Source organism: Pseudomonas sp. GM79 (genome assembly GCF_000282495.1).
Taxonomy (GTDB): Bacteria; Pseudomonadota; Gammaproteobacteria; order Pseudomonadales; family Pseudomonadaceae; genus Aquipseudomonas.
In genome coordinates, this window is sequence record NZ_AKJE01000114.1 from 1 (window position 1) to 24,433 (window position 24,433).

General features: G+C 58.1%; 29 protein-coding genes. 17 read left to right on the plus strand and 12 right to left on the minus strand.

The genetic code is table 11. The annotated features are described in order from the left end of the window. Positions 1-101: 101 nt before the first annotated feature. The gene (gene trpA, locus PMI36_RS01530) at positions 102-917 is read right to left on the minus strand and encodes a tryptophan synthase subunit alpha (RefSeq protein WP_008076183.1); all 816 of its coding nucleotides are present in this window, start codon (positions 915-917) and stop codon (positions 102-104) included. Then, positions 917-2,146 carry a tryptophan synthase subunit beta gene (gene trpB / locus PMI36_RS01525; RefSeq protein WP_008076184.1) on the minus strand — a complete coding sequence of 410 codons (1,230 nt, stop codon included), beginning with the start codon at positions 2,144-2,146 and terminating at the stop codon, positions 917-919. Before trpB ends, trpA begins: the two co-directional genes overlap by 1 nt. A gap of 112 nt (positions 2,147-2,258) precedes the next feature. Between trpB and PMI36_RS01520 the strand changes: the two genes are divergently transcribed. Further along, on the plus strand, positions 2,259-3,152 hold the full coding sequence (locus PMI36_RS01520) for a LysR family transcriptional regulator (protein ID WP_008076185.1): 894 nt from the start codon (positions 2,259-2,261) through the stop codon (positions 3,150-3,152). Here the strand turns inward: PMI36_RS01520 and PMI36_RS01515 are convergent. Beyond that, the gene (locus PMI36_RS01515) at positions 3,149-3,475 is read right to left on the minus strand and encodes a DUF883 family protein (RefSeq protein WP_008076186.1); all 327 of its coding nucleotides are present in this window, start codon (positions 3,473-3,475) and stop codon (positions 3,149-3,151) included. The genes PMI36_RS01520 and PMI36_RS01515 overlap by 4 nt on opposite strands. A gap of 154 nt (positions 3,476-3,629) precedes the next feature. Here PMI36_RS01515 and PMI36_RS01510 point away from each other — a divergent pair, with 154 nt between their 5' ends. Continuing rightward, positions 3,630-3,845 carry a dodecin gene (locus tag PMI36_RS01510; protein ID WP_007902773.1) on the plus strand — a complete coding sequence of 72 codons (216 nt, stop codon included), beginning with the start codon at positions 3,630-3,632 and terminating at the stop codon, positions 3,843-3,845. 129 nt (positions 3,846-3,974) lie between these two features. Further along, positions 3,975-4,199, plus strand: a complete 225-nt coding sequence (locus tag PMI36_RS01505; RefSeq protein ID WP_008076187.1) for a DUF1161 domain-containing protein — start codon at positions 3,975-3,977, stop codon at positions 4,197-4,199. Positions 4,200-4,263: 64 nt separating this feature from the next. Here the strand turns inward: PMI36_RS01505 and PMI36_RS01500 are convergent, their stop codons facing one another. After that, on the minus strand, positions 4,264-5,265 hold the full coding sequence (locus PMI36_RS01500; RefSeq protein ID WP_008076188.1) for an LLM class flavin-dependent oxidoreductase: 1,002 nt from the start codon (positions 5,263-5,265) through the stop codon (positions 4,264-4,266). Between the two features lie 238 nt (positions 5,266-5,503). Between PMI36_RS01500 and PMI36_RS01495 the strand changes: the two genes are divergently transcribed. Together PMI36_RS01495 and PMI36_RS01490 are read left to right on the plus strand one after the other, a co-directional pair. Next, positions 5,504-5,935 (plus strand): OsmC family protein, encoded by a 432-nt coding sequence (locus tag PMI36_RS01495; RefSeq protein WP_008076189.1) that lies wholly within the window; start codon positions 5,504-5,506, stop codon positions 5,933-5,935. A 171-nt stretch (positions 5,936-6,106) separates the two neighbouring features. Then, positions 6,107-6,340 carry a DUF1161 domain-containing protein gene (locus tag PMI36_RS01490; protein ID WP_007902778.1) on the plus strand — a complete coding sequence of 78 codons (234 nt, stop codon included), beginning with the start codon at positions 6,107-6,109 and terminating at the stop codon, positions 6,338-6,340. A 6-nt stretch (positions 6,341-6,346) separates the two neighbouring features. Here the strand turns inward: PMI36_RS01490 and PMI36_RS01485 are convergent, their stop codons facing one another. After that, positions 6,347-6,766, minus strand: a complete 420-nt coding sequence (locus PMI36_RS01485; protein WP_007902779.1) for a PA0061/PA0062 family lipoprotein — start codon at positions 6,764-6,766, stop codon at positions 6,347-6,349. A gap of 40 nt (positions 6,767-6,806) precedes the next feature. Then, complete coding sequence (locus PMI36_RS01480) at positions 6,807-7,223, minus strand: PA0061/PA0062 family lipoprotein (protein ID WP_008076191.1); 417 nt, start codon at positions 7,221-7,223, stop codon at positions 6,807-6,809. 58 nt (positions 7,224-7,281) lie between these two features. On the opposite strand from PMI36_RS01480, the gene PMI36_RS01475 reads away from it, so the two are divergent. Continuing rightward, complete coding sequence (locus PMI36_RS01475) at positions 7,282-8,373, plus strand: aminopeptidase (RefSeq protein WP_032830763.1); 1,092 nt, start codon at positions 7,282-7,284, stop codon at positions 8,371-8,373. A 112-nt stretch (positions 8,374-8,485) separates the two neighbouring features. Here PMI36_RS01475 and PMI36_RS01470 read toward each other — a convergent pair whose 3' ends face one another. Then, complete coding sequence (locus tag PMI36_RS01470; RefSeq protein WP_008076195.1) at positions 8,486-9,136, minus strand: HAD family hydrolase; 651 nt, start codon at positions 9,134-9,136, stop codon at positions 8,486-8,488. 45 nt (positions 9,137-9,181) lie between these two features. Beyond that, positions 9,182-9,727 (minus strand): gamma carbonic anhydrase family protein, encoded by a 546-nt coding sequence (locus PMI36_RS01465; RefSeq protein WP_007902790.1) that lies wholly within the window; start codon positions 9,725-9,727, stop codon positions 9,182-9,184. Positions 9,728-9,789: 62 nt separating this feature from the next. Between PMI36_RS01465 and prlC the strand changes: the two genes are divergently transcribed. Together prlC and PMI36_RS01455 are read left to right on the plus strand one after the other, a co-directional pair. Further along, positions 9,790-11,880: an oligopeptidase A gene (gene prlC, locus PMI36_RS01460; RefSeq protein ID WP_162830931.1), complete on the plus strand. Its 2,091-nt coding sequence runs from the start codon at positions 9,790-9,792 to the stop codon at positions 11,878-11,880. Next, a complete protein-coding gene (locus PMI36_RS01455; RefSeq protein ID WP_008076201.1) occupies positions 11,877-12,164 on the plus strand; it encodes a YheV family putative zinc ribbon protein in 288 nt (95 codons plus the stop codon). Before prlC ends, PMI36_RS01455 begins: the two co-directional genes overlap by 4 nt. 42 nt (positions 12,165-12,206) lie before the next feature. On the opposite strand, the gene PMI36_RS01450 is transcribed toward PMI36_RS01455, so the two are convergent. Both PMI36_RS01450 and PMI36_RS01445 read right to left on the minus strand, forming a co-directional pair. Beyond that, positions 12,207-12,851: a dual specificity protein phosphatase family protein gene (locus PMI36_RS01450; RefSeq protein WP_081499326.1), complete on the minus strand. Its 645-nt coding sequence runs from the start codon at positions 12,849-12,851 to the stop codon at positions 12,207-12,209. Positions 12,852-13,107: 256 nt separating this feature from the next. Continuing rightward, the gene (locus PMI36_RS01445; RefSeq protein WP_008076205.1) at positions 13,108-13,413 is read right to left on the minus strand and encodes a hypothetical protein; all 306 of its coding nucleotides are present in this window, start codon (positions 13,411-13,413) and stop codon (positions 13,108-13,110) included. Between the two features lie 230 nt (positions 13,414-13,643). On the opposite strand from PMI36_RS01445, the gene PMI36_RS01440 reads away from it, so the two are divergent. The 3 genes from PMI36_RS01440 to PMI36_RS01430 all read left to right on the plus strand — a co-directional run bounded on the left by PMI36_RS01440 (position 13,644) and on the right by PMI36_RS01430 (position 17,288). Further along, a complete protein-coding gene (locus tag PMI36_RS01440) occupies positions 13,644-14,702 on the plus strand; it encodes a PA0069 family radical SAM protein (protein ID WP_008076207.1) in 1,059 nt (352 codons plus the stop codon). Between the two features lie 243 nt (positions 14,703-14,945). After that, positions 14,946-15,677 (plus strand): carbonic anhydrase, encoded by a 732-nt coding sequence (locus PMI36_RS01435; protein ID WP_008076209.1) that lies wholly within the window; start codon positions 14,946-14,948, stop codon positions 15,675-15,677. Positions 15,678-15,761: 84 nt separating this feature from the next. Next, complete coding sequence (locus PMI36_RS01430) at positions 15,762-17,288, plus strand: SulP family inorganic anion transporter (protein ID WP_008076211.1); 1,527 nt, start codon at positions 15,762-15,764, stop codon at positions 17,286-17,288. Between the two features lie 119 nt (positions 17,289-17,407). Here PMI36_RS01430 and PMI36_RS01425 read toward each other — a convergent pair whose 3' ends face one another. Continuing rightward, complete coding sequence (locus PMI36_RS01425) at positions 17,408-18,058, minus strand: hypothetical protein (protein WP_008076213.1); 651 nt, start codon at positions 18,056-18,058, stop codon at positions 17,408-17,410. Positions 18,059-18,428: 370 nt separating this feature from the next. Between PMI36_RS01425 and coxB the strand changes: the two genes are divergently transcribed. The 4 genes from coxB to PMI36_RS01405 all read left to right on the plus strand — a co-directional run bounded on the left by coxB (position 18,429) and on the right by PMI36_RS01405 (position 22,836). Continuing rightward, positions 18,429-19,556 carry a cytochrome c oxidase subunit II gene (gene coxB, locus PMI36_RS01420; RefSeq protein ID WP_008076215.1) on the plus strand — a complete coding sequence of 376 codons (1,128 nt, stop codon included), beginning with the start codon at positions 18,429-18,431 and terminating at the stop codon, positions 19,554-19,556. An 82-nt stretch (positions 19,557-19,638) separates the two neighbouring features. Beyond that, entirely contained in the window at positions 19,639-21,231 is a 1,593-nt protein-coding gene (gene ctaD, locus PMI36_RS01415) for a cytochrome c oxidase subunit I (RefSeq protein ID WP_008076217.1), read from the plus strand. 126 nt (positions 21,232-21,357) lie between these two features. Beyond that, positions 21,358-21,915, plus strand: coding sequence for a cytochrome c oxidase assembly protein (locus PMI36_RS01410; RefSeq protein ID WP_008076221.1), 558 nt, complete (start codon positions 21,358-21,360; stop codon positions 21,913-21,915). A 33-nt stretch (positions 21,916-21,948) separates the two neighbouring features. Then, the gene (locus PMI36_RS01405) at positions 21,949-22,836 is read left to right on the plus strand and encodes a cytochrome c oxidase subunit 3 (RefSeq protein WP_008076223.1); all 888 of its coding nucleotides are present in this window, start codon (positions 21,949-21,951) and stop codon (positions 22,834-22,836) included. Between the two features lie 16 nt (positions 22,837-22,852). On the opposite strand, the gene PMI36_RS01400 is transcribed toward PMI36_RS01405, so the two are convergent. Further along, the gene (locus PMI36_RS01400) at positions 22,853-23,056 is read right to left on the minus strand and encodes a twin transmembrane helix small protein (RefSeq protein WP_008076224.1); all 204 of its coding nucleotides are present in this window, start codon (positions 23,054-23,056) and stop codon (positions 22,853-22,855) included. Between the two features lie 70 nt (positions 23,057-23,126). Between PMI36_RS01400 and PMI36_RS01395 the strand changes: the two genes are divergently transcribed. Both PMI36_RS01395 and PMI36_RS01390 read left to right on the plus strand, forming a co-directional pair. Beyond that, positions 23,127-23,867 carry an SURF1 family protein gene (locus PMI36_RS01395; RefSeq protein WP_008076226.1) on the plus strand — a complete coding sequence of 247 codons (741 nt, stop codon included), beginning with the start codon at positions 23,127-23,129 and terminating at the stop codon, positions 23,865-23,867. Then, a complete protein-coding gene (locus PMI36_RS01390) occupies positions 23,833-24,426 on the plus strand; it encodes a hypothetical protein (protein WP_008076228.1) in 594 nt (197 codons plus the stop codon). Before PMI36_RS01395 ends, PMI36_RS01390 begins: the two co-directional genes overlap by 35 nt. The last annotated feature ends 7 nt before the right edge of the window (positions 24,427-24,433 follow it).

A 24,433-nucleotide genomic window follows, 5' to 3' on the forward strand; every position in this document is an offset into this window, starting at 1 on the left:
AAGGCTGCGATCTTTTTGTATCAAAAATGGCTTCAGAACGTAGCCCTGAAGCCCTCGGTCTTGCTGTTTAGTCTGTGCTGCGAAGCTCTAATTCCTCTGTATCAGGAACTTACCCGCGCTTTACGTACGCCGTCAGACAAGGCTGCGCACAAGCTGAGTACACCCTCCACAGCCTGATCCGGCGTCGAGGCATTGGCGATGTGATCGATCAATGCCGACCCCACCACCACACCGTCGGCCAGACGCGCGATGGACGCCGCTTGCTCCGGTGTGCGGATACCAAAACCGATGCTGATCGGCAGATCGGTATGGCGACGCAGACGGGTGACGGCTTCTTCGACATGTTCCAGAGTCGCCGCGCCCGCACCGGTCACACCCGCCACCGATACGTAGTAAACAAAGCCGGAACTGCCGTTCAATACAGTCGGCAAGCGCACGTCATCAGTCGTCGGAGTGGTCAGACGGATGAAGTCCAGGCCCGCCGCCTGTGCCGGGTCGCACAGCTCGGCGTTATGCTCCGGCGGCATGTCGACCACGATCAGGCCATCGACACCGGCCTCTTTGGCTTCAGCGATGAAACGCGGCACGCCGTACATGTGAATCGGGTTGAAGTAACCCATCAGCACCAGCGGCGTATCGGTATTGCCTTCGCGGAACTCGCGAACCATTTGCAGGGTTTTCGCCAGGTTCTGTTTGGCGCCCAAAGCACGAATGTTGGCCAATTGAATCGCCGGGCCATCGGCCATTGGATCGGTGAAAGGCATGCCCAACTCGATTACGTCGGCACCCGCTCCCGGCAAGCCTTTGAGGATCGCCAGCGACGTGTCGTAGCTCGGATCGCCAGCGGTCACGAAGGTCACCAGGGCGGCGCGGTTCTGTTCCTTGAGTTCGGCAAAACGCGTTTGCAGGCGGCTCATCAGTGTTTCTCCTGCTTGGATTGCTGAGAGTGTTCCATGTGGTGCATCACGGTCTGCATGTCTTTGTCGCCACGACCGGACAAGTTGACCACCATCAGGTGATCTTTCGGCAGGGTCGGTGCGCGTTTGAACACTTCCGCCAGGGCATGGGCGCTTTCCAGTGCAGGAATAATCCCTTCCAGACGACAGCATTTGTGGAACGCATCGAGGGCTTCGTCGTCGGTCACCGAGGTGTACTGGACGCGGCCGATGTCATGCAACCAGGCGTGTTCCGGGCCAATGCCTGGATAGTCGAGGCCGGCAGAGATCGAGTGAGCGTCGATGATCTGACCATCTTCGTCCTGCAACAGGAAAGTTCGGTTGCCGTGCAGCACACCCGGTACGCCGCCGTTCAGGCTGGCCGCGTGCTTGCCGGTTTCGATGCCGTAACCGGCGGCTTCGACGCCGATGATCTCGACGCTCTTGTCATCGAGGAACGGGTGGAACAGACCCATGGCGTTGGAACCACCACCGATGCACGCCACCAGACTGTCTGGCAGACGGCCTTCCTGGGCTTGCAACTGCTCGCGGGTTTCCTTGCCGATCACAGCCTGGAAGTCACGAACCATGGCCGGGTACGGGTGCGGACCGGCCACGGTGCCGATCAGATAGAAAGTGCTGTCGACGTTGGTCACCCAGTCACGCAGAGCTTCGTTCATCGCATCTTTAAGGGTGCCGGTGCCGGCGACCACCGGAATCACTTCGGCGCCCAACAACTTCATGCGAAACACGTTGGCTTGCTGACGTTCGATGTCAGTGGTGCCCATGTAGATCACGCAATCGAGGCCGAAACGCGCGGCCACGGTGGCGGTCGCCACGCCGTGCATGCCGGCGCCGGTCTCGGCAATGATGCGTTTCTTGCCCATGCGCCGCGCCAGCAGGATCTGGCCGATGCAGTTGTTGATCTTGTGCGCGCCGGTGTGGTTCAGCTCTTCGCGCTTGAGGTAAATCTTCGCGCCGCCACAGAACTCTGTCAGACGCTCGGCGAAATACAGTGGGCTTGGGCGTCCGACGTAATCTCGCTGGAAGTAGGCCAATTCTTCTTTGAACGCCGGATCTTCCTTGGCCGCTTCGTATTCGCGGGCCAGATCGAGGATCAACGGCATCAGGGTTTCGGCGACGTAACGGCCACCGAACGCGCCGAACAGGCCGTTGGCGTCGGGGCCGTTGCGCAGATTAGTCTGGGTCATGGGTCGCTCCAGTTGTAGTCGAGAGGTGACGATGGGGTTCACTTTACCCCTGACGTCCCGCACTGAAAACCGATAAGATCGCCACAACCTGTCAGGAAAACTCACAGATCCCATGAGCCATGACCTTCCTCCGCTGAACGCCCTTCGCGCCTTCGAAGCCACTGCCCGCCTGAATAGCGTCAGTCAGGCCGCCGAACAGTTGCACGTCACTCATGGTGCGGTCAGCCGACAACTCAAGGCGCTGGAAGAACACCTCGGCGTGAGTCTGTTCATCAAGGATGGGCGCGGCCTGAAACTCACAGATGCCGGTGTCCGTTTGCGCGATGTCAGCGGTGAGGCCTTCGAGCGATTGCGCAGCGTTTGCGCCGAATTGACCCAAAGCACCGCCGATGCGCCGTTCGTGCTCGGCTGTTCGGGCAGCCTGCTGGCGCGCTGGTTCATTCCGCGCTTGGGGCGACTCAATGCGGACCTGCCGGATCTGCGCTTGCATCTGTCGGCTGGCGAAGGCGATCTAGACCCTCGGCGGCCCGGCCTGGATGCTCTGTTGGTATTTGCTGAGCCGCCATGGCCGGCGGACATGCAGGTCTACGAATTGGCCAGCGAACGCATCGGCCCGGTCATGAGCCCACGATTCGTCGGTTACGAAGCACTGCAGAGTGCACCGGCAAACGCCCTGCTGACCGAACCCTTGCTGCATACCACCTCACGTCCGCAAGCCTGGCCGAGTTGGGCACAGCAAAGCGGCCTCGACGGCAAGGCGCTGAAGTATGGTCAGGGGTTCGAGCATTTGTATTATTTGCTGGAGGCGGCAGTGGCCGGGCTGGGTGTGGCCATCGCGCCCGAGCCGCTGGTGGCCGAGGATTTGAAAGCCGGTCGCCTGGTTGCGCCATGGGGTTTCTGTGAAACCCCGGCGCAACTGGCGTTGTGGCTACCCAAGCGCGCCGCGGACGGCCGCGCTCGGCAATTGGCGCAGTGGCTTAAAAACGAACTGCGTCAGGCACCTTAATTTCCGCGCTTGCACAGCAGATAGGCCGCCAGAAGACCCAGCGCACCGACTGCGACACCGGCTGTAGTCCAAGGGTGTTCCTGGGCGTAGTCACGTGTCGCGATCCCGGTTTCACGGGTTTTGACCTTGACCTCTTCATAGGCATCGGAGAGCAGATGACGCGAATGCTTCAGCGCGTTTTCGGCGTTGATTTTCAGCATTTTAAGGGTTTTACGCGATTCGTCCGAGGCGTCGTCCTTCAGGCTTTCCAACGATTTCAGCAGACTCTCGATCTCGGCTTCCATGCTTTGCAATGAGGCTTTACGTAACGAGGTGTTGGCCATGGTGAATCTCCTGCATTGTTTGAGTTGCGTGTGTTGGTTGGGACTTCAGGGGTTTGAGAAAGTGCAGTAAATCTGAACTTCCATCCGGATTGGTCGACAGAAGAAATAAGAAAAATCACTGCTAGGCTGTAATTCACACCCTTAGGAGAACGCCATGACTGACCATCACACCTACAAGAAAGTCGAGCTGGTCGGCTCATCCACCACCAGCATTGAAGACGCCATCAACAATGCCCTGGCCGAAGCCAACAAAAGCCTGAAGTACATGGAATGGTTTGAAGTGACCGAAACCCGCGGGCACATCAAGGACGGCAAAGCAGCACACTTCCAGGTGACGCTCAAAGTCGGATTCCGGATTGCCAGTAGCTGAGTTTGAGCTAGTCTTCTGAACTTGCGCGCTGGCCGAATGCCATAGGGAATGGCAGAGCGCTACGCGGTGAGCGCATCCAGCCGATAGCTGGATGCTCTCCCCTATTGATCCGACCAGAGAGTGCAACCCATGAAGAAGTTTATTTTGGCAGTAGGCTTGTTGAGCCTTGCGGGAACAGCCTTTGCCCAAGGCAAGTCGTGCGACGAGCTGAAAGCCGAAATCACCGCGAAACTGGATGCCAAGGGCATTTCCAATTACACACTGGAGATCATCGACAAAGGCGCTGTTGCTGACGGAAAAGTCGTCGGCACCTGTGAAAAAGGCTCCAGGCAAATCGTCTACAAACAGGGCTGACCGCCCTCGAAAATGAAAAAGCCGACGCAATGGCGTCGGCTTTTTTGTAGGCGCTGTTTGCGCCTCAGCCCTTCATGACCTGCGCCAGCAACTCATAGGAGTGAATACGATCAGCATGTTCGTACAGGTCGCAGGTGAAAATCAGCTCATCCGCCTGAGTTTGCTCGATCAGCACTTCCAGCTTGGCGCGAATTTTCTGCGGGCTGCCGACCATGGCAAGGCCAAGGAAATCACCGACCGCTTCTTTCTCATGAGGCAGCCACAGACCGTCCATAGTCTTCACTGGCGGACGTTGCACCAGGCTCTGGCCACGCATCAACGCGAGAATCCGCTGGTAGACCGAAGTGGCCAGGTAATCGGCCTGCTCATCAGTGTCTGCAGCCACCAGTGGCACGCCGAGCATCACGTAAGGCTTATCCAAAACCGCTGAAGGCTTGAAGTGGTTGCGGTAGACGCGAATCGCCTCATGCATGAAGCGCGGTGCGAAATGTGAGGCGAAGGCGTAGGGCAAACCGCGTTCACCGGCCAGCTGAGCACTGAACAAGCTCGAACCCAGCAACCAGACCGGGACATTGGTGCCGGTACCCGGCATGGCAATGATCCGCTGATCCGGCGTGCGTGGGCCGAGGTAGCGCATCAGTTCAGTCACGTCTTGCGGGAAGTCGTCGGCACTGCCCGAGCGCTCACGACGCAAGGCACGGGCGGTCATCTGATCGGAGCCGGGGGCGCGCCCCAGGCCCAGATCGATCCGTCCCGGGTATAGACTTTCAAGGGTACCGAACTGCTCGGCGATCACCAGTGGCGCGTGGTTGGGCAGCATCACACCACCCGAACCGACACGAATGCTCGAAGTGCCGCCAGCCAAGTAGCCCAGCAGGACCGAGGTCGCCGAACTGGCAATCCCGTCCATGTTGTGGTGTTCGGCAACCCAGAAGCGGTTGTAGCCGAATTTTTCGACGTGCTGCGCCAGGTCCAGGGAATTGTGCAGGGACTGGGCCGCACTGCCGTTCTCCCGCACGGGCACCAGATCGAGGGTCGAGAACTTGATATCGGATAGTCGTTTCATAAACCTGCTTCTCCAATGGGTAAGCAGGTTTTTTCACGAACGAAAACCTGCCGAGTCTATAAGCGTGTTCTATGCAATGAGGGCATATACCCGAGTTTCAATAGGAGAGACAAAATTCCTACACGATTAGAGGACCGATCAGATGAGGTGAACTTTGCCGGACGGTCTATCCTCAGAACCCTGGTAACCGAAAACCACGAAGGCGCGACGTCCCGCGCCGGATCTTGAGGAGGCAGACATGGCTATCACAAAGAAAGCATCGGCTCATTGGGAAGGTGATCTGAAAACCGGCATCGGCTCGATTTCCACGGAAACCGGTGTCCTCAGAGACGCGCCCTACGGCTTCAAGGCCCGTTTCGAAGGGGGTAAAGGCACCAATCCGGAAGAGCTGATCGGCGCGGCTCACGCGGGCTGTTTCTCCATGGCGTTTTCAATGATTCTTGGCGAGGCCAACCTTAAGGCCGACAGTATCGACACCAATGTCGAGGTTACCCTGGACCAGGTAGACGGTGGCTTTTCAATCACAGCGGTAAAACTGATTCTCAAGGCGAAAATCCCCGGAGCGACCCAAGCGCAATTCGAGGAACTGAGCAACAAGGCCAAAGAAGGCTGCCCGGTGTCCAAAGTGTTGAATGCGAAAATCAGCCTGGATGCGACGTTGGTCAGCTGATAATGGGTTGATACGCTAGCTGATAAGAGATCGCAGCCTTCGCGGGCTCCCTTGCGCAGGTTGCGGTCTTTTTTTGTCCTGAAACATAACCAGACTGACAAAACTGTGGTCGAATAAATGACAGCAGCTTCAGCGCATCACCATGCGCGCTGCCTCAAGGGAGCTTCAACCATGAAACGTTTTGCCTTGGCGGTTATCTGTTGCACGCTGGCCACATCGGCCCTCGCGGCACCGAAATCCTGTGAGGAACTCAAGGCCGAGATCGAAGCCAAGATCCAGGCCAATAACGTCTCGTCCTACACCCTGGAAATCGTCACCAACGACGAAGTCCACGATCAGAACATGGTGGTCGGCACGTGCGAAAACGGCACCAAAAAAATCATCTACCAAAAAAATGATCGCTGATTCGTCTCACATGACGCAGTTGGCCAGCCGATCTTCGGCGACAATTTCCCGCTTGGCATTGTAGAGCCGGGCGCTAGGGGTGAACGCTATAGAACGCGCTTCCAGCAGGTAACGCTGGCCGGCCTCGAAATGGTCGTAGTTGATGGTCAGGTAGCACAGCCGCTCCAGCGGAGCATTCATCAAGCCCGAGCCGCCACCAAACACTTCAAAATCGAAACGTACCCTTAGTTCATGGCTACCCGGGGTGACCTGGAAGTAACGCCCGTCGCTCAGCCGCTGATTGTCCAGCCGGTCGGCCATCAGCAGTTTCCCGCCGGGGCTCGGCGTAGCGAAGTCGACCCAGGCCATCTGCGGATTGACCGCCGGTAACGGACTCGTGCAACCGACAAAGGCGCCTGCAGCGAGCAACAGCAACAACCTGCGCATGATGAATTTCCCAAGGACTGATAATTCAGCATAGCGTCGATCAAGTACGTTGGCAGCCTGCCGGTTTGCCCTGTCCAATCACTTTTCGCTGTTGATCATAGAGCTTCGCCCACGGCCGAAAGCCTATATACCCTGCTTGCAGCTGATATCGCTGACCGGCGTTGAAGTCCTTGAATTTCACATTCAACTGGCAGTCGCGCCACAGCGGCTCGGCGTCAGGGCCAATGTTGGTCGGCTGGACTGCGAACAAGTAGCGAACCGTCAGCTCATGGCTACCCGGCTGCACCTCGAAGTAGCGCTTATCGATGGAAGCCTTGTCATCGACTTCCACCGCTTGCAGCGCGGTGTCTTCCTGCCGTGAATCCAGATCGATCCATGCCTGCGAAGGATCAGGGGTGGGCAGTCCAGCACAACCGGCCAGCATCAGCAGGCCTCCCGTCAGCATCAACTTGCGCATAGCGGAGCTCCAATAGGCGGGATAGTCTTGCGGGCAGACTTTCCAGGGATGATTCATTTTGATCAGGCCGCGTCCAAGCCTTGGGTTACTTGATCGCGTTTTACGCATTTTGTTTCCGGGGATGTTTCTTTTGTTATTGAACGGCTGCACCAGCATCAGCTATTACGGCCAATTGGCCAGTGGTCAGCTGCACTTGCTGCGGGCACGGGAGCCGGTTTCCAGTGTGATTGCCGATCCGGACCGCGATCAGCAATTGCGCGCGCATCTGGCCCAATCACAAAAGGCCCGGACATTTGCCAGCCAACACCTGCACCTGCCGGACAACCAGAGCTACCGCCTGTACGCCGACATTGGCCGACCGTTTGTAGTCTGGAACGTCTTTGCCACGCCGGAATTTTCGTTGAAGCCGCACAACCATTGCTTCCCCATCGCTGGCTGCGTCGCCTATCGCGGTTATTACAGCCAGAGTGCTGCCCGCGGAGAGGCCGCGTTGCAGCGTCTGCAAGGTATGGACGTGTCGATTGGCGGCGTCGAGGCCTATTCGACGCTCGGTTGGTTCAACGACCCGATCATGAGCTCGATGATGGGTTGGGGCGACGAACGGTTAGCCACGCTGATTTTTCACGAACTCGCCCATCAACGTGTCTATGTGAAAGACGACACCGAGTTCAACGAGTCCTTCGCCACGTTCGTCGAGCAGGAGGGCACTCGCCAATGGCGCGCATTCCGAGGCCTGCCACCGGATAACCGAGCGTTGGCACAGCAACGCGACCAGTTCATCCAATTGGTTTTGGACGCACGCAAGAGACTGGAGCAACTTTACGCCTTGCCACTGCCTGCCGAGCAAATGCGCGAGCGAAAAGCAGCAGAGTTCGAACAATTGCGCCGTGATTACCAGACGCTACGCGACAGCCAATGGGCGGGGAACAAACGCTACGATGCCTGGATCAACACCCCGATGAACAATGCTCGACTGTTGCCGTTTGGTTTGTATGACCAATGGGTGCCGGCGTTTGCCGCGCTATTCAGACAGGTCGAGGGGGATTGGGTGAGGTTTTATGCGGCGGTGGAGAAATTGGGCGCGTTACCGGTTGGGGAGCGTAAGGCGGCGTTGAAAGTGTTGGCCGGATCAGCGAGCTCCGGTGGCTGAGCGGGCCTCTTCGCGGGCAAGCCCGCTCCCACATTAGATCGGTGTATGCCAATGCCCTTTGGCCAGACATAAAACCCTGTGGGAGCGAGGCTTGCCCGCGAAGGCAATTCAACTAACGCTGCAAAAACGCCTGATGCATCTCCTCTAGCGTCTCGAAGTGATACGCCGGGGCTTCTGCGCTCAATTCTTCCCGACTGCCAAATCCATAACCCACCGCCGCTGCGTCCAGTCCATTGCTGCGAGCGCCGATCAGATCGTGTTTACGGTCGCCAATCATCAGAGTATTGGCCGGGTCCAGGCCTTCTTCGTTCATCAAGTGCGCAATCAGCTCGACCTTATTGGTTCGCGTGCCGTCCAGCTCACTGCCGTAAATCACTTTGAAATGCCTGGCGAAGTCGAAGTGCCGGGCGATTTCCCGGGCGAAAACCCATGGCTTGGAAGTTGCGATGTACAGCTGTCGTCCTTGCCCACCGAGGGTTTCCAGCAGCGGCGTGACGCCTTCGAACACACGGTTTTCATACAGACCGGTGACTTTGAAGCGCTCGCGATAGAAATTCACCGCTTCCCAGGCTTTGGGCTCGTCGAAGTCGTAGAACTGCATGAACGCCTGCAACAACGGCGGGCCTATGAAATGTTCAAGCCTTGTCAGGTCCGGTTCATCGATCCCCAGTTTGCTCAGGGCGAACTGGATGGAGCGGGTAATGCCTTCACGCGGGTCGGTCAGCGTGCCATCGAGGTCGAACAGTACGGTTTGGTAATGCATGAAAATTCCTGGGCAATAGGGAGGCACTTTCCATTATCAAGCGGCTTAGAGTTGGTCGTAACCTTCGGCCAGATGCAGATCCTTGAGCTTCACGTAGTTCGCCGCGCTGTAGGTGAAAAAGGCTTTTTCCTTGTCAGTCAGCGGTCGGATCTGTTTCACCGGGCTACCGACATAGAGAAACCCGCTTTCCAGGCGCTTGCCCGGGGGGACCAGGCTGCCGGCGCCGATGATCACATCGTCCTCGACCACCGCACCGTCCATGACGATGCTGCCCATGCCGATCAGAATCCGGTTACCCACGGCGCAGCCATGAAGCATGACTTTATGCGCGATGGTCACATCGTCACCGATCAGCAGCGGGAAGCCATCGGGGTTGAAGGGTCCGGCGTGGGTAATGTGCAACACGCAGCCGTCCTGCACGCTGGTGCGCGCACCGATACGGATGCGGTGCATGTCGCCGCGGATCACTGTCAGCGGCCAGACGGAGCTGTCTTCGCCGATTTCGACGTCGCCGATCACCACTGCCGAGCCGTCGACAAAGGCGCCTTTGCCCAGCAGCGGCGTGTGGTTCTGATACTTGCGAAGGGTCACGATAGGCTCTCTCTCTTTTGCTGATAGCTGCGGTGAGCGTCGATTGTAATTAAGATGGGGCCATGTTTCTTCCCGCATGTTTTCCAGCCAAGGTGCCAACCGTGAGCGTGAACAACCCTCTTCTGCAGTCCTACGACCTGCCACCGTTCTCGGCGATCCGTGCCGAACACGTACAACCGGCCATTGAAAAGATCCTGGCTGACAACCGCGCCGCCATCGTCGATATCCTCCAAACCCAAGGCACACAACCGACCTGGGCCGGCCTGGTGCTGGCGATGGATGAACTCAACGATCGTCTGGGCGCCGCCTGGAGCCCGGTCAGCCATCTCAACGCCGTGTGCAACAGCGCCGAGTTGCGCGAAGCCTATGAGTCCTGCCTGCCGGCCCTGAGCGCCTACGCCACCGAGCTGGGCCAGAACCGTGAACTGTTTCAGGCCTATGAAGCGCTGGCCAACAGCCCGGAGGCCGCCGGTTTCGACGTGGCACAGAAAACCATCCTGGAACACGCCCTGCGTGACTTCCGTCTGTCGGGTATCGACCTGCCTGAAGCCGAACAAAAGCGTTACGCCGACGTGCAGAGCAAACTGTCGGAGCTGGGCAGCCGCTTCTCCAACCAGTTGCTCGACGCCACCCAGGCCTGGACCAAGCACGTCATCGACGAAGCCGCCCTCGCCGGCCTGACCGAGTCGGCCAAGGCGCAAATGGCCGCTGCCGCACAAGCCAAAGAGCTGGATGGCTGGTTGATCACCCTGGAATTCCCGAGTTACTACGCGGTGATGACCTACGCCCAGGACCGCGCCCTGCGTGAAGAAGTCTATGCCGCCTACTGCACCCGTGCGTCGGACCAAGGCCCGAATGCCGGTCAGAATGACAACGGCCCGGTCATGGAAGAAATTCTCGACCTGCGTCAGGAACTGGCAAAACTATTGGGCTTCACCAGCTTCTCGGAGCTGAGCCTGGCCACCAAAATGGCCGAGTCCAACGATCAGGTGCTGAGTTTCCTGCGTGACCTGGCCAAGCGCAGCAAACCGTTCGCCGTCCAGGATCTGCAACAGCTCAAGGCCTACGCCGCCGAACAAGGTTGCCCGGACCTGCAAAGCTGGGACAGCGGTTTCTACGGGGAAAAACTTCGCGAACAGCGCTACAGCGTCGCCCAGGAAACCCTTCGCGCGTACTTCCCGATCGACAAGGTGCTGGGTGGGCTGTTCAGCATCGTCCAGCGCCTGTACGGCATCGAGATCGCCGAGCTGAAGGGCTTCGACACCTGGCATCCGGACGTTCGCCTGTTCGAAATCAAGGAAAACGGCCAGCACGTCGGTCGTTTCTTCTTCGACCTGTACGCCCGCGCCAACAAACGCGGCGGGGCCTGGATGGACGGCGCCCGCGATCATCGCCGTACGATCAACGGCGTGCTGCAAAGCCCGGTGGCGAATCTGGTGTGCAACTTCACCCCGGCCGACAGCGGTAAACCGGCCCTGCTGACCCACGATGAAGTGACCACCCTGTTCCACGAATTCGGTCACGGCCTGCATCACCTGCTGACCCGCGTCGAGCATGCTGGTGTGTCCGGCATCAATGGCGTGGCTTGGGATGCGGTCGAGCTGCCAAGCCAGTTCATGGAAAACTGGTGCTGGGAGCCGGAAGGTCTGGCGCTGATTTCCGGTCACTACGAAACTGGCGAGCCGTTGCCTCAGGATCTGCTGGAGAAAATGCTCGCGGCGAAGAACTTCCAGTCCGGCCTGATGATGGTCCGCCAACTGGAGTTCTCGCTGTTCGACTTCGAATTGCACGCCACCCACGGCGACGGCCGCAGCGTGCTGCAAGTGCTCGAAGGCGTGCGTGACGAGGTCTCGGTCATGCGTCCGCCGGCCTACAACCGCTTCCCCAACAGCTTCGCCCACATCTTTGCCGGTGGTTACGCGGCGGGTTACTACAGTTATAAGTGGGCTGAAGTATTGTCGGCCGATGCCTTCTCGAAATTCGAAGAAGACGGCGTGCTCAATGCAGAGACCGGTCGCGCCTTCCGCGAAGCGATCCTGGCACGGGGCGGTTCTCAGGAACCAATGGTGCTGTTCGTCGACTTCCGTGGTCGTGCGCCATCGATTGACGCACTCTTGCGCCATAGCGGCCTGAGTGAGGACGCAGCAGCATGAGTGAGGGATCTGTGATCACCAAAAAGCGCTTTATCGCCGGGGCGGTCTGCCCGGCCTGCAGCGAGCCGGACAAGTTGATGATGTGGAGCGAGGACACAGTTCCGCATCGCGAGTGCGTGGCCTGCGGTTATTCCGATACGCTGAATGAACAAGGTCTGTCGGTGCCCAAGGAATTGGGCACGCGGGTCAATACTTCGGCATTGAAAGTGCCAGATGCAAAGGTTCAGGCGGTGCAATTCTTCCCGAACCCGAAGCTGAAAAAAAAGCCAGACGAGCAACACTGAATTCTGGAAATCACCTTCCACTGCGCAATGCAGTGGGAGGCCTTACTCGACATGGGCCGATTTGAACCAGTTCTTCATCGAACAACTGGCAAACGGACTGGTGCTGCAATCACCATTGGCCAGCGCCGTACGAAGTTTGTCGATATCGGCCTGCATCATGTAACGCACACCATCCTTGAAATGCGTGCTGTCACCAAAGCCGCCTTGGGTCATTTCGCTCAGGGCATCTTCCTTGCTCCAGCCTTGCACCACCACCCGGTACATCGCGGCCATCAGGCCAGTGCGGTCCGAGCCGTGTTTGCAGTGCATAAGCACCGGCCCTTTTGATTCGGCAGTTTGAATCGCACGCAGCACCTTGAGTACATCCGCATCATCCACATGATTGGTGCGATAAGGCAGGTGTACTTGAGTGATACCGGGTGCGGACAACCAGCTTGAGTCCGGTTCGGGCAGGAAGTTGATTACAGTCCCGACGTTGAGTTTTTCCAGCAATTGCACCGAGCCAGCGTCAGGCAATGCGCTGCGATAGAGCATCGGGGACATCTCAAAGAGATTGTGTTGCCTCTCCACTGGTTGAGCCCACTCCGCCGGACGGGGCGAGGAGCTGTCGTCAGCGAGGGCCAACGTCAGGTTGAACAATGAGACCAGCGACAAACACATCGCAGATATATAACGCGCTAGAGGCATGTTTGGATAACTGTTCAGGAAGAGGTGGGAAGATGGCACCCAGCTTCAGTCCTGAACGGTCAAAGGTCTGTGAGCTGACCGTCAAAGAAATGTGAATCAGTCTTTTGAAGCTGCATTGGCGGGAAATCCAGGTTTTATCCGTCAACTCGGTTTATCTTCAGCACTTAACCAACTGCACCTTGCAATCACGCCTCTAAGCGTTAAATAAAACAAACCAATCCTGCATGAACTTTCATGCAGGCCTGGCACTATAAAGTCAAGGATTTACAATACTGGAATAAGCCTTGGCCAAAGCCAACAGTTTTGCCTTGTCGTCGCTGTCGATATCACCATCGCCGTCCACATCGCTGTTGACCGACTTTATGCTGAACGACCCGCCGCCATCGCTGGAGACGGCCTCTACGTAGACGGAATCGACCAGGGCCTCTGTCTGTACCTCGTTGACCTCATCCCAACCCAACTCTTTACGGGCAAGTTGCATCGATACTCGCGCTTCATTTGGATTGACAACACTGGGGGCCAGCAATTGCAAAAAGATACCACGCTGATTAAAAAACGACATAGATTAATTCCTTTTAATAAGTATCCACGATGACTTCGTGTGCAGTCGATAATACTGAGCTTATTAATTTCAGACTATCCGTTATATATTTCATCGAGTTGCAGCAAGATGCATTATTGAACAGTTAATACAGGCGCTCGACGCTGATCAAATGCTCAGGTGCCGAACGGCACTGGCCGCTTTTCCCCGCCTCGTTTACTGTATGCACATACAGTTAAGAGCATTAATCGATGAACACTCCCTTGCCACCCCGCAGTCGCGGCACCGCCACCAATCCGCACAACCGCTTCGCGCCTAACCGTTCCGTGGCCGAGGATGACGGCTGGTATCAGGAAGCGCCAATCACCCAAGGCACCGAGGTGCGCATCGAGACGGCAAAAACCATCATCACCCGCAATAACTCGCCAGACCTGCCGTTCGATCGCTCGATCAACCCCTATCGAGGCTGCGAGCATGGCTGCATCTATTGCTACGCACGACCCAGCCACGCCTATTGGGATCTGTCCCCGGGGCTGGATTTCGAAACCAGACTGATCGCCAAGACTAACGCCGCCGATGTGCTGGAAGAACAACTGTCCAAGCGTGGCTATCAATGCGCGCCGATCAACCTGGGCTCCAACACTGACCCTTATCAGCCGATCGAGCGCGAACACAAAATCACCCGTAAAACCCTGGAAGTGCTGCTGCGTTACCGCCACCCGGTGACCATCATCACTAAAGGCTCGCTGATTCTTCGCGATCTGGACCTGCTGGCTGAACTCGCCGAGCAAAGGCTGGTGGCGGTAATGATCAGCCTGACCACGCTGGATGATGAACTCAAACGTATCCTCGAACCGCGCGCCGCGGCACCCAAGGCACGGCTGCGGGCGATCCGGGTGATGCGCGAAGCCGGAATTCCGGTGGGTGTCTTGTGTTCACCCATGATTCCGATGATCAACGACAGCGAACTCGAAAGCCTGCTGGCCGAAGCTCATGCTGCGGGTGCCCAGAGTGCGGCCTACATGATGTTGCGCCTGCCGCTGGAAGTGGCGCCGCTGTTCGAAGAGTGGCTGGCCGCCCACTATCCTCAGCGTGCAGCTCATGTGTTGAGCCTGATCCGTCAAAGCCGTGGTGGCGAGCTTTACGACAGTCGGTTTGGTGCCAGAATGCGCGGTGAAGGTCCGTTTGCCGACCTGTTGGCACAACGCTTTGCCAAAACCATCAAGCGTCTGGGGCTCAATCGTCGGGAAGGTTTCAATCTGGATTGCGAATCCTTTTGTCCGCCGGGCCGCCAAATGTCGTTGATTTAAGGACAATTGGCCCTATGGTTGAGTAGTGAACACGACACCGCGTTTCGCGCCGGTCACGTTTTTTGTTACTTGGAATACTCGTTCTAGAGCGTTTTTATTCAGTTTGAGTTAAGTTTCAACGGCTACCTTGTTCATCGAGTGACTGACGGGTCTGGCTCTTCGACCTGGATGTTTTTTAAACAGCCACTGGCTTCAACCGGACAAAACGGGAAAATTCCCTGACTCCGCCAAAGAGGATGAATCATGAGTGACAAGGATAAACAGCCGTTGGCTGCGTCGGCTTCAGCCCAACCCGAGGCGGAAACCGCCGATGCAGCGCTGCAGCATATCGTTGACGGCTTTTTGCACTTTCATCACGAGATCTTTCCGCAGCAGGAAGAACTCTTCAAAAAACTCGCCACGGCCCAGCGGCCTCGGGCGATGTTCATCGCGTGTGCCGATTCACGCATCGTTCCCGAACTGATTACCCAAAGCGCTCCCGGCGACTTGTTCGTGACCCGCAACGTCGGAAACGTCGTGCCGCCCTATGGGCAAATGAACGGCGGTGTTTCCACGGCCATCGAATACGCGGTGCTGGCTCTCGGCGTACAGCACATCATCATCTGTGGGCACTCCGACTGTGGCGCCATGCGCGCGGTGCTCAACCCGCAGAGTCTGGAAAAGATGCCGACGGTAAAGGCCTGGCTGCGTCATGCCGAAGTGGCAAAAACCATGGTCCAGGACAACTGCCATTGCACGGATGAAAACGAGAGCATGCACATCCTCACCGAAGAGAATGTGATTGCTCAGTTGCAACATTTGCGAACGCACCCATCAGTGGCCTCGCGCATGGCAAACGGTCAGCTGTTTATCCATGGTTGGGTCTACAACATCGAAACCAGCGAAATCCAGGCTTACGATGCGGATCAGGGTTGTTTCCTGCCGCTCGATGGCAGCCATCCCATTCCGGTGGCGACGCCCAAAGCGCGCTTCTAAATCCTCCTAAGTATGGTTTAGCCGAGGCTGCCGATCTGGCGGCACGGCTTTGCCACGCCTGAAAAAAACTCCGGGAGAGCCACAATGCGTGCCGCTCAACTAAAAGCTGTTCTGCCACGGGAGCTGTTGGCTTCGGTGGTTGTATTTCTGGTCGCCCTGCCCTTGTGCATGGGCATCGCCATCGCCTCGGGGCTGCCGCCGTCCAAAGGCTTGATCACCGGCATTATCGGTGGCCTGGTGGTCGGCTGGCTTGCCGGTTCGCCGCTGCAAGTCAGCGGCCCGGCAGCGGGTCTGGCGGTGTTGGTGTTCGAACTGGTGCGCCAGCATGGTATCGCGATGCTCGGGCCGATCCTGCTACTGGCGGGTTTTCTGCAACTGGTGGCCGGGCGTTTGAAACTGGGTTGCTGGTTTCGGGTCACCGCTCCAGCGGTGGTGTACGGCATGCTCGCCGGGATTGGAGTGCTGATCGTGCTGTCACAGGTGCATGTGATGCTCGACGCTGTGCCCAAGCCTTCTGGGCTCGATAACCTGGCGGCCTTCCCCGCTGCAGTGATTCAGGCTTTGCCGTCGTTTGGCTGGCAGGCGGGTTTGCTCGGGTTGTCCACCATCGCCGTGATGTGGCTGTGGGAAAAATTTCGCCCGCACTCTCTGCGTTTCATTCCGGGAGCATTACTGGGGGTCGGTCTGGCAACGGTCGCCAGTCTGATGCTCGCATTGCAGGTCAAACGCGTGGAAGTCCCCGCCAACCTGGCGCAAGCCATCGACTGGCTACGCCCGGCAGACTTGCTCAATCTCGCAGACCCGGCCTTGCTGATCGCTGCCTTCGCCGTGGCCTTTATCGCCAGCGCCGAAACCCTGCTCTCGGCCGCTGCCGTGGACCGTATGCACAGCGGCCAGCGCTCGGACTTTGACCGCGAATTGTCGGCGCAAGGTGTAGGTAACATGCTCTGCGGGTTGCTCGGTGCGCTTCCGATGACCGGGGTGATCGTGCGCAGTTCGGCCAACGTCCAGGCCGGCGCCACCACCCGACTGTCGACGGTGTTTCATGGTCTGTGGTTGTTGGCTTTCGTGTTGCTGCTGTCGAGCGTGCTGCAAAGCATTCCGGTGGCAAGCCTGGCAGGCGTGCTGGTTTACACCGGCTTCAAACTGGTGGACCTCAAGGCCTTTCGCGGTCTGGGCCGTTATGGCCGGATGCCGATGTTCACCTATGCGGCAACCGCTTTGGCAATCATCTTCACCGACCTGCTGACCGGCGTGCTGATAGGCTTCGGCCTGACACTGGCCAAACTGGCCTGGAAGGCTTCGCGCCTGAAAATCAGCCTGATCGATCTGCCGGCGGACGGCGAGATGGAGCTGCGACTGGTGGGGGCGGCGACCTTCCTCAAGGTACCGGCGCTGACCCAAGTGCTGGGGAGCATTCCGGCAGGTGCAACGGTGCATGTGCCGCTCAATAACCTGAGCTACATCGATCACTCGTGTCTGGAGTTGCTTGAGGAGTGGGGCCGGGCAAATGCGGCCAAGGGTTCGAAGCTGTTGATCGAAGCGCGGGGGTTGAAGCGCAGGCTTGAAGGACGGTTACGGACCACAACCGGAGTAGGCTCAGCCGCTTAAAAACAATGTGGGAGCGGGCTTGCTCGCGAATGCGGTCAATCATTCAACATTAATGTCGACTGATCCGCCGCTTTCGCGACCAAGCCCGCTCCCACAGGTGTTCAATTGCTACCGTTAAATCAAGCCGCTGGCTGATCCAGCTCAAGGCCCACGCCCAATTGGCGCGACAGGCACGGCCAGCGCTTCCACGCAGCGCCGGTGTCCGGGCTGTTGAGTTTCTCGCGGTAGGCCTCTACTGACTCCAGCGCAAAACTTTCATCGTTAAGCATCTCGTCCACAGCGTGATGCACCGCCTCATCCAGTTGATTGGCAAATTCTTCGCCGATCAGTTGATGGGCAATCAAGTTGGCAACAGTCATGTCCAAGGGGATCAATGGCTGTTCAAAATGCTTGATGTACAGATCGTTGACCTCTTCGACCAACCGATGCGCCAGATAGGCTTCGTCCAGCAGGCTGTCCAGGCCGACGTGACCGGCCATGATTGCCGGTGGCTGGAGGAAGAACTGCTCGGCGATTTTCAGCACCGGTTTGATCTGTGACTCAATGCCCGCTTCCCTGGCGACTTCATTGGCTGCGTCCAGCAGGTCCGGCACTTGTTCTATATACGCGGCCACAAAACGCGTCATTACGCCATTGGCATCGACATCCGGCAATTGGATGGCGGAGTGAAGGTGCGGCAGTTGGGTTTCCAGTTGTCGAGTTAACAGGCCGGTCTCGGCCTCGTGTTGTTGGGCTTTTTGGATCTGCTCGCGCAATGCGGCGGTGTTCATGAAAACTCCAGGAAACAAGGCAATGAAATAGGGAAGACATAACTTAGCTGGCTTATGAAAAAGCCTAAGACGCATTTGTCATAATTATTTCATCCTTGAGACGTCTACGTTATATCGATTTGCCACCACTCGTCTGCATCCTTCTCCATTCGTGACATGGAACGCAAGTCCAACCTGTTTCAGTCGATTTACGTCATCGCATTGCGAGGTGGCAGTCGCTGTCTATACTCGCATCTGAATGGAGTTAGCTGATGACGCCCGACTGCATATGCAGCAAGGCTCGGCGATTCAAGTTCGTAGTCTGAAAATGCCGCTCCCTTGCCGCAGGTGAAAGCCGGCGGGATAAAAAGAACTATAAGGGGAACCCGCAATGATGCGACATCCACATGTCTGGATGGGCCTCCTGTTGTGGTCGATTTTCAGTCAGGCACAAGCGGCCTGGACTGTGAATATGGCGCCTGGAGCGACTGAAATCAGTCACGCAGTATTCGACCTGCACATGACCATTTTCTGGATCTGTGTAGTGATCGGCATCATCGTCTTCGGCGCCATGTTCTGGTCGATGATGGTCCACCGCCGCTCTACGGGGCAGGTGGCCGCAAAATTTCATGAAAGCACCACCGTCGAAATTCTCTGGACCATCGTGCCCCTGCTCATTCTGGTGGCCATGGCGGTCCCCGCAACCGCCACCCTGATCCAGATGTACGACAACACTGAGCCGGATATCGATATCCAGGTCACCGGTTACCAGTGGAAGTGGCACTACAAATACCTGGGTCAGGACGTCGAATTCTTCAGCAACCTGAACACCCCCGCCGATCAGATCCACAACAAGGAAACCAAGGGCGAGCATTACCTGCTGGAGGTCGACAAGCCGCTGGTGCTGCCGATCGGTGCCAAGGTGCGCTTCCTGGTGACTTCCGCCGACGTCATCCACTCCTGGTGGGTGCCGGCCTTCGCGGTCAAGCGCGATGCGATCCCGGGCTTCGTCAATGAATCCTGGACCCGTGTCGAAAAGCCCGGCATCTACCGTGGCCAATGCGCCGAACTGTGCGGCAAGGATCACGGCTTCATGCCGATCGTGGTCGAGGTCAAGGAAAAGGCCGATTACGAAACCTGGCTGGGCGAGCGCAAGGCGGAAGCTGCGCAGCTCAAAGAGCTGACCAGCAAGGAATGGACCCTCGAGGAGCTCAAGGAGCGCGGTGACAAGGTCTATCACACCACCTGTGTGGCCTGTCACCAGGCTGAAGGCCAGGGCCTGCCGCCGATGTTCCCGGCACTCAAGGGCTCGAAAATTGCCACCGGACCGATCAAGGATCACCTGAGCATTGTCTTCCACGGCAAGCCCGGTACCGCCATGGCGGCCTTCGGCAAGCAACTCTCGGAAGTCGATATCGCAGCGGTCGTGACCTACGAACGTAACGCCTGGGGCAACAACAAAGGCGACATGGTCACCCCTAAAGAAGTGCTGGAGCTGAAACAGGCGGAAAGCAAATGACCCGGTTAATTGCGCATGTAAGGAACCGCTCGGGGCATGACGCCCCGGCCCGCCCAGCCCATCCGTTTGCAGGAGACAGGACATGACTGCTGTAGTCGATGACCATGTTCATACCGGCACCGCCCACGCCCACGGCCCCGCCAAAGGCCTGATGCGCTGGGTGCTGACCACCAACCACAAGGATATCGGCACGCTGTACCTGTGGTTTGCGTTCTCCATGTTCCTGCTGGGTGGCTCGTTCGCCATGGTCATCCGTGCCGAATTGTTCCAGCCGGGACTGCAAATCGTCCAGCCGGAATTCTTTAACCAGATGACCACTATGCACGGTCTGGTGATGGTGTTCGGTGCGGTTATGCCGGCTTTCGTAGGCCTCGCCAACTGGATGATCCCGTTGATGATCGGCGCGCCGGACATGGCCTTGCCGAGGATGAACAACTTCAGCTTCTGGCTGTTGCCGGCAGCATTCCTGCTACTGGTATCGACCCTCTTCACCCCTGGCGGCGGGCCGAATTTCGGCTGGACCTTCTATGCCCCGCTGTCGACGACCTACGCGCCGGAAAGCGTGACGTTCTTCATTTTCGCCATCCACTTGATGGGGATCAGTTCGATCATGGGGGCGATCAACGTGATCGCGACCATCCTCAACCTGCGTGCCCCCGGCATGACGTTGATGAAAATGCCGCTGTTCGTCTGGACCTGGCTGATCACCGCGTTCCTGCTGATCGCGGTGATGCCGGTATTGGCCGGCTGCGTGACCATGATGCTGATGGACATCCACTTCGGCACCAGCTTCTTCAGTGCCGCCGGTGGCGGTGACCCGGTGTTGTTCCAGCATGTGTTCTGGTTCTTCGGTCACCCCGAGGTGTACATCATGATCCTGCCGGCCTTCGGTGCCGTCAGCTCGATCATTCCGGCCTTTTCGCGCAAGCCGCTGTTTGGCTACACCTCGATGGTCTACGCCACGGCGAGTATTGCGTTCCTGTCGTTCATCGTCTGGGCGCACCACATGTTTGTGGTCGGCATTCCGTTGGTGGGCGAGTTGTTCTTCATGTACGCCACGCTGCTGATCGCGGTGCCCACCGGGGTCAAGGTGTTCAACTGGGCCAGCACTATGTGGCAAGGCTCGCTGACCTTCGAGACGCCGATGCTGTTCGCCGTGGCGTTCGTCATTCTGTTCTCCATTGGCGGGTTCTCCGGGTTGATGCTGGCCATTGCCCCGGCGGACTTCCAGTACCAGGACACCTACTTCGTGGTCGCGCATTTCCACTACGTGCTGGTGCCGGGGGCGATCTTCGGGATCTTCGCCTCGGCCTACTACTGGATGCCGAAATGGACCGGCCACATGTACGACGAAACCCTCGGCAAGCTGCACTTCTGGCTGTCATTCATCGGCATGAACCTGGCGTTCTTCCCGATGCACTTCGTGGGCCTGGCGGGCATGCCGCGGCGGATTCCGGACTACAACCTGCAATTCGCCGACTTCAATATGGTGTCGTCGATCGGCGCGTTCATGTTTGGCGCCACACAGATCTTCTTCCTGTTCATCGTGATCAAGACCATTCGTGGCGGCGAGCCGGCACCGGCCAAACCGTGGGATGGGGCCGAAGGCCTGGAGTGGAGCATTCCGTCGCCGGCGCCGTATCACACCTTCACCACACCGCCGGAAGTGAAATGAACGCTCTAGCCTTTGTGGGAGCGGGCTTGCTCGCGAAGAACGATGACGCGGTGTTTCTGTTAAACCGCAGCGCCTGCTTCGCGAGCAAGCCCGCTCCCACAGGGTTCTCGGTGGAGGTTGAGCACCATGGCTGATTCAATCTCGATGAAGAAACTGGTCACCCGCCTGTTGCTGGTGGTGGTGGCGATGTTTGTCTTCGGCTTTGCCCTGGTGCCGATCTACGACGTGATGTGCAAGGCGTTCGGCATCAATGGCAAAACCTCCGGGCAGTATGAAGGCGAGCAAACGGTCGACGTTTCGCGGCAGGTTCGCGTGCAGTTTCTGTCGACCAACGCCGCCGACATGGCCTGGGATTTCTATCCCAAGGGCGATGAACTGGTCGCGCACCCCGGGGCGGTGAACGAGATGATTTTTATCGCCCATAACCCGACTGATCGCCCGATGAGCGCCCAGGCAGTACCGAGCATCGCGCCCAGCAACGCAGCCGCGTACTTCCACAAGACCGAATGTTTCTGCTTTACCCAGCAAGTGCTGCAGCCCGGTCAGCGAATCGAGATGCCGGTTCGGTTCATTGTTGACCGCGACATGCCCAAGGAAGTGAAGCACCTGACGCTGTCCTACACGCTGTTCGATATCACCGCACGTCATCCGCCCGTGGCTGTTGCAGCAAGCACCGGCGGCTAGACGTTAAAGCGTGCCCGATAAGGAGAACAATAAATGGCAACTCATGAACATTATTACGTTCCGGCCCAGAGCAAATGGCCGATTATCGCCACGGTCGGCATGTTCGTCACGGTGTTCGGCCTGGCCACCTGGTTCAACGACCTGAAGGCTGCGCGGCCGGAATCCCACGGCCCGCTGATCTTTTTTGTCGGCGGACTGCTGTTGGCCTACATGCTGTTCGGCTGGTTCGGTACGGTGATCAAGGAAAGTCGCGCAGGGTTGTACAGTGCACAGATGGACCGCTCGTTCCGCTGGGGCATGAGCTGGTTCATTTTCTCGGAGGTGATGTTTTTCATCGCCTTTTTCGGTGCGCTGTTTTATGTGCGCAACATCACGGGCCCGGCGCTGGGCGGTGAAGGCACCAAAGGCCTCGCTCACATGCTGTGGCCGACGTTTGAATTCACCTGGCCGCTGTTGAACAACCCGGACCCGAAACTCTTTCCTCCACCCAAGGAAGTCATCAGCCCCTGGGGCCTGCCGCTGCTCAATACCGTGCTGCTGGTGAGTTCCAGCGTCACCGTGACCATTGCTCACCACGCCTTGAAAAAAGGCCATCGCGGCGCACTGAAAATCTGGCTGGCGCTGACCGTGTTGCTCGGCTGCGCGTTCCTCGGTTTCCAGGCCGAAGAATACCTGCACGCCTACCACGAACTGGGCCTGACCCTGGGTTCAGGCATCTATGGCGCAACGTTCTTCATGCTCACCGGTTTCCACGGCGCCCACGTGACCATCGGCACCATCATTCTGTTCGTCATGCTGATGCGGATCATGCGCGGGCACTTCGATGCCGACCATCAATTCGCCTTCGAGGCGGCGAGCTGGTACTGGCACTTCGTGGACGTGGTGTGGATCGGTCTGTTCGTTTTCGTCTACGTGCTCTGAACCTTGGCTTTCATGACTACCAAGGCACGTGAGACACCAACTGGCCGCTGAAAAAACCCCAGGCGATCAAACCGACAGTGGTGGCGGCCAGCGCAACACGAATACTCAAGGCGATGACCAGGCGATTCGAGTGGCTGTCGTCCTTGACCAGAAAAAACAGGCCGCTGAACAGGCTGACAACCGTGGCAATCAGCATCAGGACGATGGCTGCTTTGAGCATGGTGACACTCCGGGGGACAGGCGATGCATTTGAGTATAGCTATCGCGATTACCGACTTTCTGGCAATGCCATGAAACGCTTCCGGCCGGGCCTCGTGCCGACCCTGGTGGTCGCGATGCTGCTGCCTTTGCTGGTATCACTCGGGTTTTGGCAGTTGAGCCGGGGCGCGGAGAAAAGCGCGCTGCTGCAAAGCTACGCCGAGCGCCGGGTGGCCGAACCGATGGCCAGCACTGAACTGCAACACACCGAAGATCCGGCCTTCCGTCGGGTTCGCCTGCACGGCCAGTTCGATGCCGAACACAGCCTGCTGCTGGACAACCGTCAACGCGACGGCAAGGTCGGGGTCGAGCTGCTGCAACCGTTTCAGGACCGGGCAACCGGACTCTGGCTGCTGGTCAATCGCGGCTGGTTGCCGTGGCCGGATCGGCGCACACCGCCGTCATTCACCACACCGACTCAGGCATTGAACCTCGACGCCTGGGTCTACGTTTCCCCCGGCGCAACGTTCCAGTTGCATACCGACCCAGACGCCACGACCTGGCCACAACTGGTCACCGCCATTGAACCGGCCAGGCTCTGGGCGGCGCTTGACCGTGAGGGTTTCGCCTACGAATTACGCGCACAAAGCGGTCCCGCGACCTACCAGGCCGATTGGCCGGTGGTTGCTACGGGGCCGGAAAAACACTTGGCTTATGCCGTGCAGTGGTTCGCCCTGTCGATAGCCCTGCTCGGCCTTTACCTCTATCTCGGTTGGCACAACGCAAAGGAGAACAATAATGGGAGCGGCCATGAATCCACCCGGCATGTCTGAGGCGAAAACGCCGGTAAATCGTCGGCGCGGGCGCTTGCAGTTGTTGCTGATCCTGTTGGGGGTGGTGGGTCCGATGATCCTCGCCACCGGCATGTACAAATTGCAGTTCTGGGTGCCGGAGGGCCGCAGTTATCACGGCGAACTGATCGGCAACGGCCAGACCCGCGCCGACATCGGCGTACCAGCGCAAGAGGACCGCTGGCAGTTACTGGTGACAGCGCCCAAGGACTGTTCAGTGGACTGCCAGCAGCTGGTGTATCTGGCGCGCCAGATCCAGATCGGCCTCGGTCGCGATGCCTCCCGCGCCAGCCATGCGCTGGCCGTCGCACAGCCGCTGAACAGCGATTACGAGACTAAACTTCAACGTGAGTACCCGCAGCTACAACGTTATTCCCTGGACCCGCCGACCTACAGCAAAGGCGCTCAGAGCAATGACACGCCGCACCTGTGGATCATCGACCCTCACGGCAACCTGGTGCTGCGCTACGACCCGACGGTGAAGGGCAAGGACCTGCTCAACGACCTGCGCCATTTGCTGAAACTGTCGAACATCGGATAAGGGCATC

What these genes read in the sequence shown, in the direction of transcription:
- trpA (WP_008076183.1), bottom strand. Translation starts at nt 917, where the DNA reads ATGAGCCGCCTGCAAACGCGTTTTGCCGAACTCAAGGAACAGAACCGC.
- trpB (WP_008076184.1), bottom strand. Translation starts at nt 2,146, where the DNA reads ATGACCCAGACTAATCTGCGCAACGGCCCCGACGCCAACGGCCTGTTC.
- PMI36_RS01520 (WP_008076185.1), top strand. Translation starts at nt 2,259, where the DNA reads ATGAGCCATGACCTTCCTCCGCTGAACGCCCTTCGCGCCTTCGAAGCC.
- PMI36_RS01515 (WP_008076186.1), bottom strand. Translation starts at nt 3,475, where the DNA reads ATGGCCAACACCTCGTTACGTAAAGCCTCATTGCAAAGCATGGAAGCC.
- PMI36_RS01510 (WP_007902773.1), top strand. Translation starts at nt 3,630, where the DNA reads ATGACTGACCATCACACCTACAAGAAAGTCGAGCTGGTCGGCTCATCC.
- PMI36_RS01505 (WP_008076187.1), top strand. Translation starts at nt 3,975, where the DNA reads ATGAAGAAGTTTATTTTGGCAGTAGGCTTGTTGAGCCTTGCGGGAACA.
- PMI36_RS01500 (WP_008076188.1), bottom strand. Translation starts at nt 5,265, where the DNA reads ATGAAACGACTATCCGATATCAAGTTCTCGACCCTCGATCTGGTGCCC.
- PMI36_RS01495 (WP_008076189.1), top strand. Translation starts at nt 5,504, where the DNA reads ATGGCTATCACAAAGAAAGCATCGGCTCATTGGGAAGGTGATCTGAAA.
- PMI36_RS01490 (WP_007902778.1), top strand. Translation starts at nt 6,107, where the DNA reads ATGAAACGTTTTGCCTTGGCGGTTATCTGTTGCACGCTGGCCACATCG.
- PMI36_RS01485 (WP_007902779.1), bottom strand. Translation starts at nt 6,766, where the DNA reads ATGCGCAGGTTGTTGCTGTTGCTCGCTGCAGGCGCCTTTGTCGGTTGC.
- PMI36_RS01480 (WP_008076191.1), bottom strand. Translation starts at nt 7,223, where the DNA reads ATGCGCAAGTTGATGCTGACGGGAGGCCTGCTGATGCTGGCCGGTTGT.
- PMI36_RS01470 (WP_008076195.1), bottom strand. Translation starts at nt 9,136, where the DNA reads ATGCATTACCAAACCGTACTGTTCGACCTCGATGGCACGCTGACCGAC.
- prlC (WP_162830931.1), top strand. Translation starts at nt 9,790, where the DNA reads ATGTTTCTTCCCGCATGTTTTCCAGCCAAGGTGCCAACCGTGAGCGTG.
- PMI36_RS01455 (WP_008076201.1), top strand. Translation starts at nt 11,877, where the DNA reads ATGAGTGAGGGATCTGTGATCACCAAAAAGCGCTTTATCGCCGGGGCG.
- PMI36_RS01450 (WP_081499326.1), bottom strand. Translation starts at nt 12,851, where the DNA reads ATGCCTCTAGCGCGTTATATATCTGCGATGTGTTTGTCGCTGGTCTCA.
- PMI36_RS01445 (WP_008076205.1), bottom strand. Translation starts at nt 13,413, where the DNA reads ATGTCGTTTTTTAATCAGCGTGGTATCTTTTTGCAATTGCTGGCCCCC.
- PMI36_RS01440 (WP_008076207.1), top strand. Translation starts at nt 13,644, where the DNA reads ATGAACACTCCCTTGCCACCCCGCAGTCGCGGCACCGCCACCAATCCG.
- PMI36_RS01435 (WP_008076209.1), top strand. Translation starts at nt 14,946, where the DNA reads ATGAGTGACAAGGATAAACAGCCGTTGGCTGCGTCGGCTTCAGCCCAA.
- PMI36_RS01430 (WP_008076211.1), top strand. Translation starts at nt 15,762, where the DNA reads ATGCGTGCCGCTCAACTAAAAGCTGTTCTGCCACGGGAGCTGTTGGCT.
- PMI36_RS01425 (WP_008076213.1), bottom strand. Translation starts at nt 18,058, where the DNA reads ATGAACACCGCCGCATTGCGCGAGCAGATCCAAAAAGCCCAACAACAC.
- coxB (WP_008076215.1), top strand. Translation starts at nt 18,429, where the DNA reads ATGATGCGACATCCACATGTCTGGATGGGCCTCCTGTTGTGGTCGATT.
- ctaD (WP_008076217.1), top strand. Translation starts at nt 19,639, where the DNA reads ATGACTGCTGTAGTCGATGACCATGTTCATACCGGCACCGCCCACGCC.
- PMI36_RS01410 (WP_008076221.1), top strand. Translation starts at nt 21,358, where the DNA reads ATGGCTGATTCAATCTCGATGAAGAAACTGGTCACCCGCCTGTTGCTG.
- PMI36_RS01405 (WP_008076223.1), top strand. Translation starts at nt 21,949, where the DNA reads ATGGCAACTCATGAACATTATTACGTTCCGGCCCAGAGCAAATGGCCG.
- PMI36_RS01400 (WP_008076224.1), bottom strand. Translation starts at nt 23,056, where the DNA reads ATGCTCAAAGCAGCCATCGTCCTGATGCTGATTGCCACGGTTGTCAGC.
- PMI36_RS01395 (WP_008076226.1), top strand. Translation starts at nt 23,127, where the DNA reads ATGAAACGCTTCCGGCCGGGCCTCGTGCCGACCCTGGTGGTCGCGATG.
- PMI36_RS01390 (WP_008076228.1), top strand. Translation starts at nt 23,833, where the DNA reads ATGGGAGCGGCCATGAATCCACCCGGCATGTCTGAGGCGAAAACGCCG.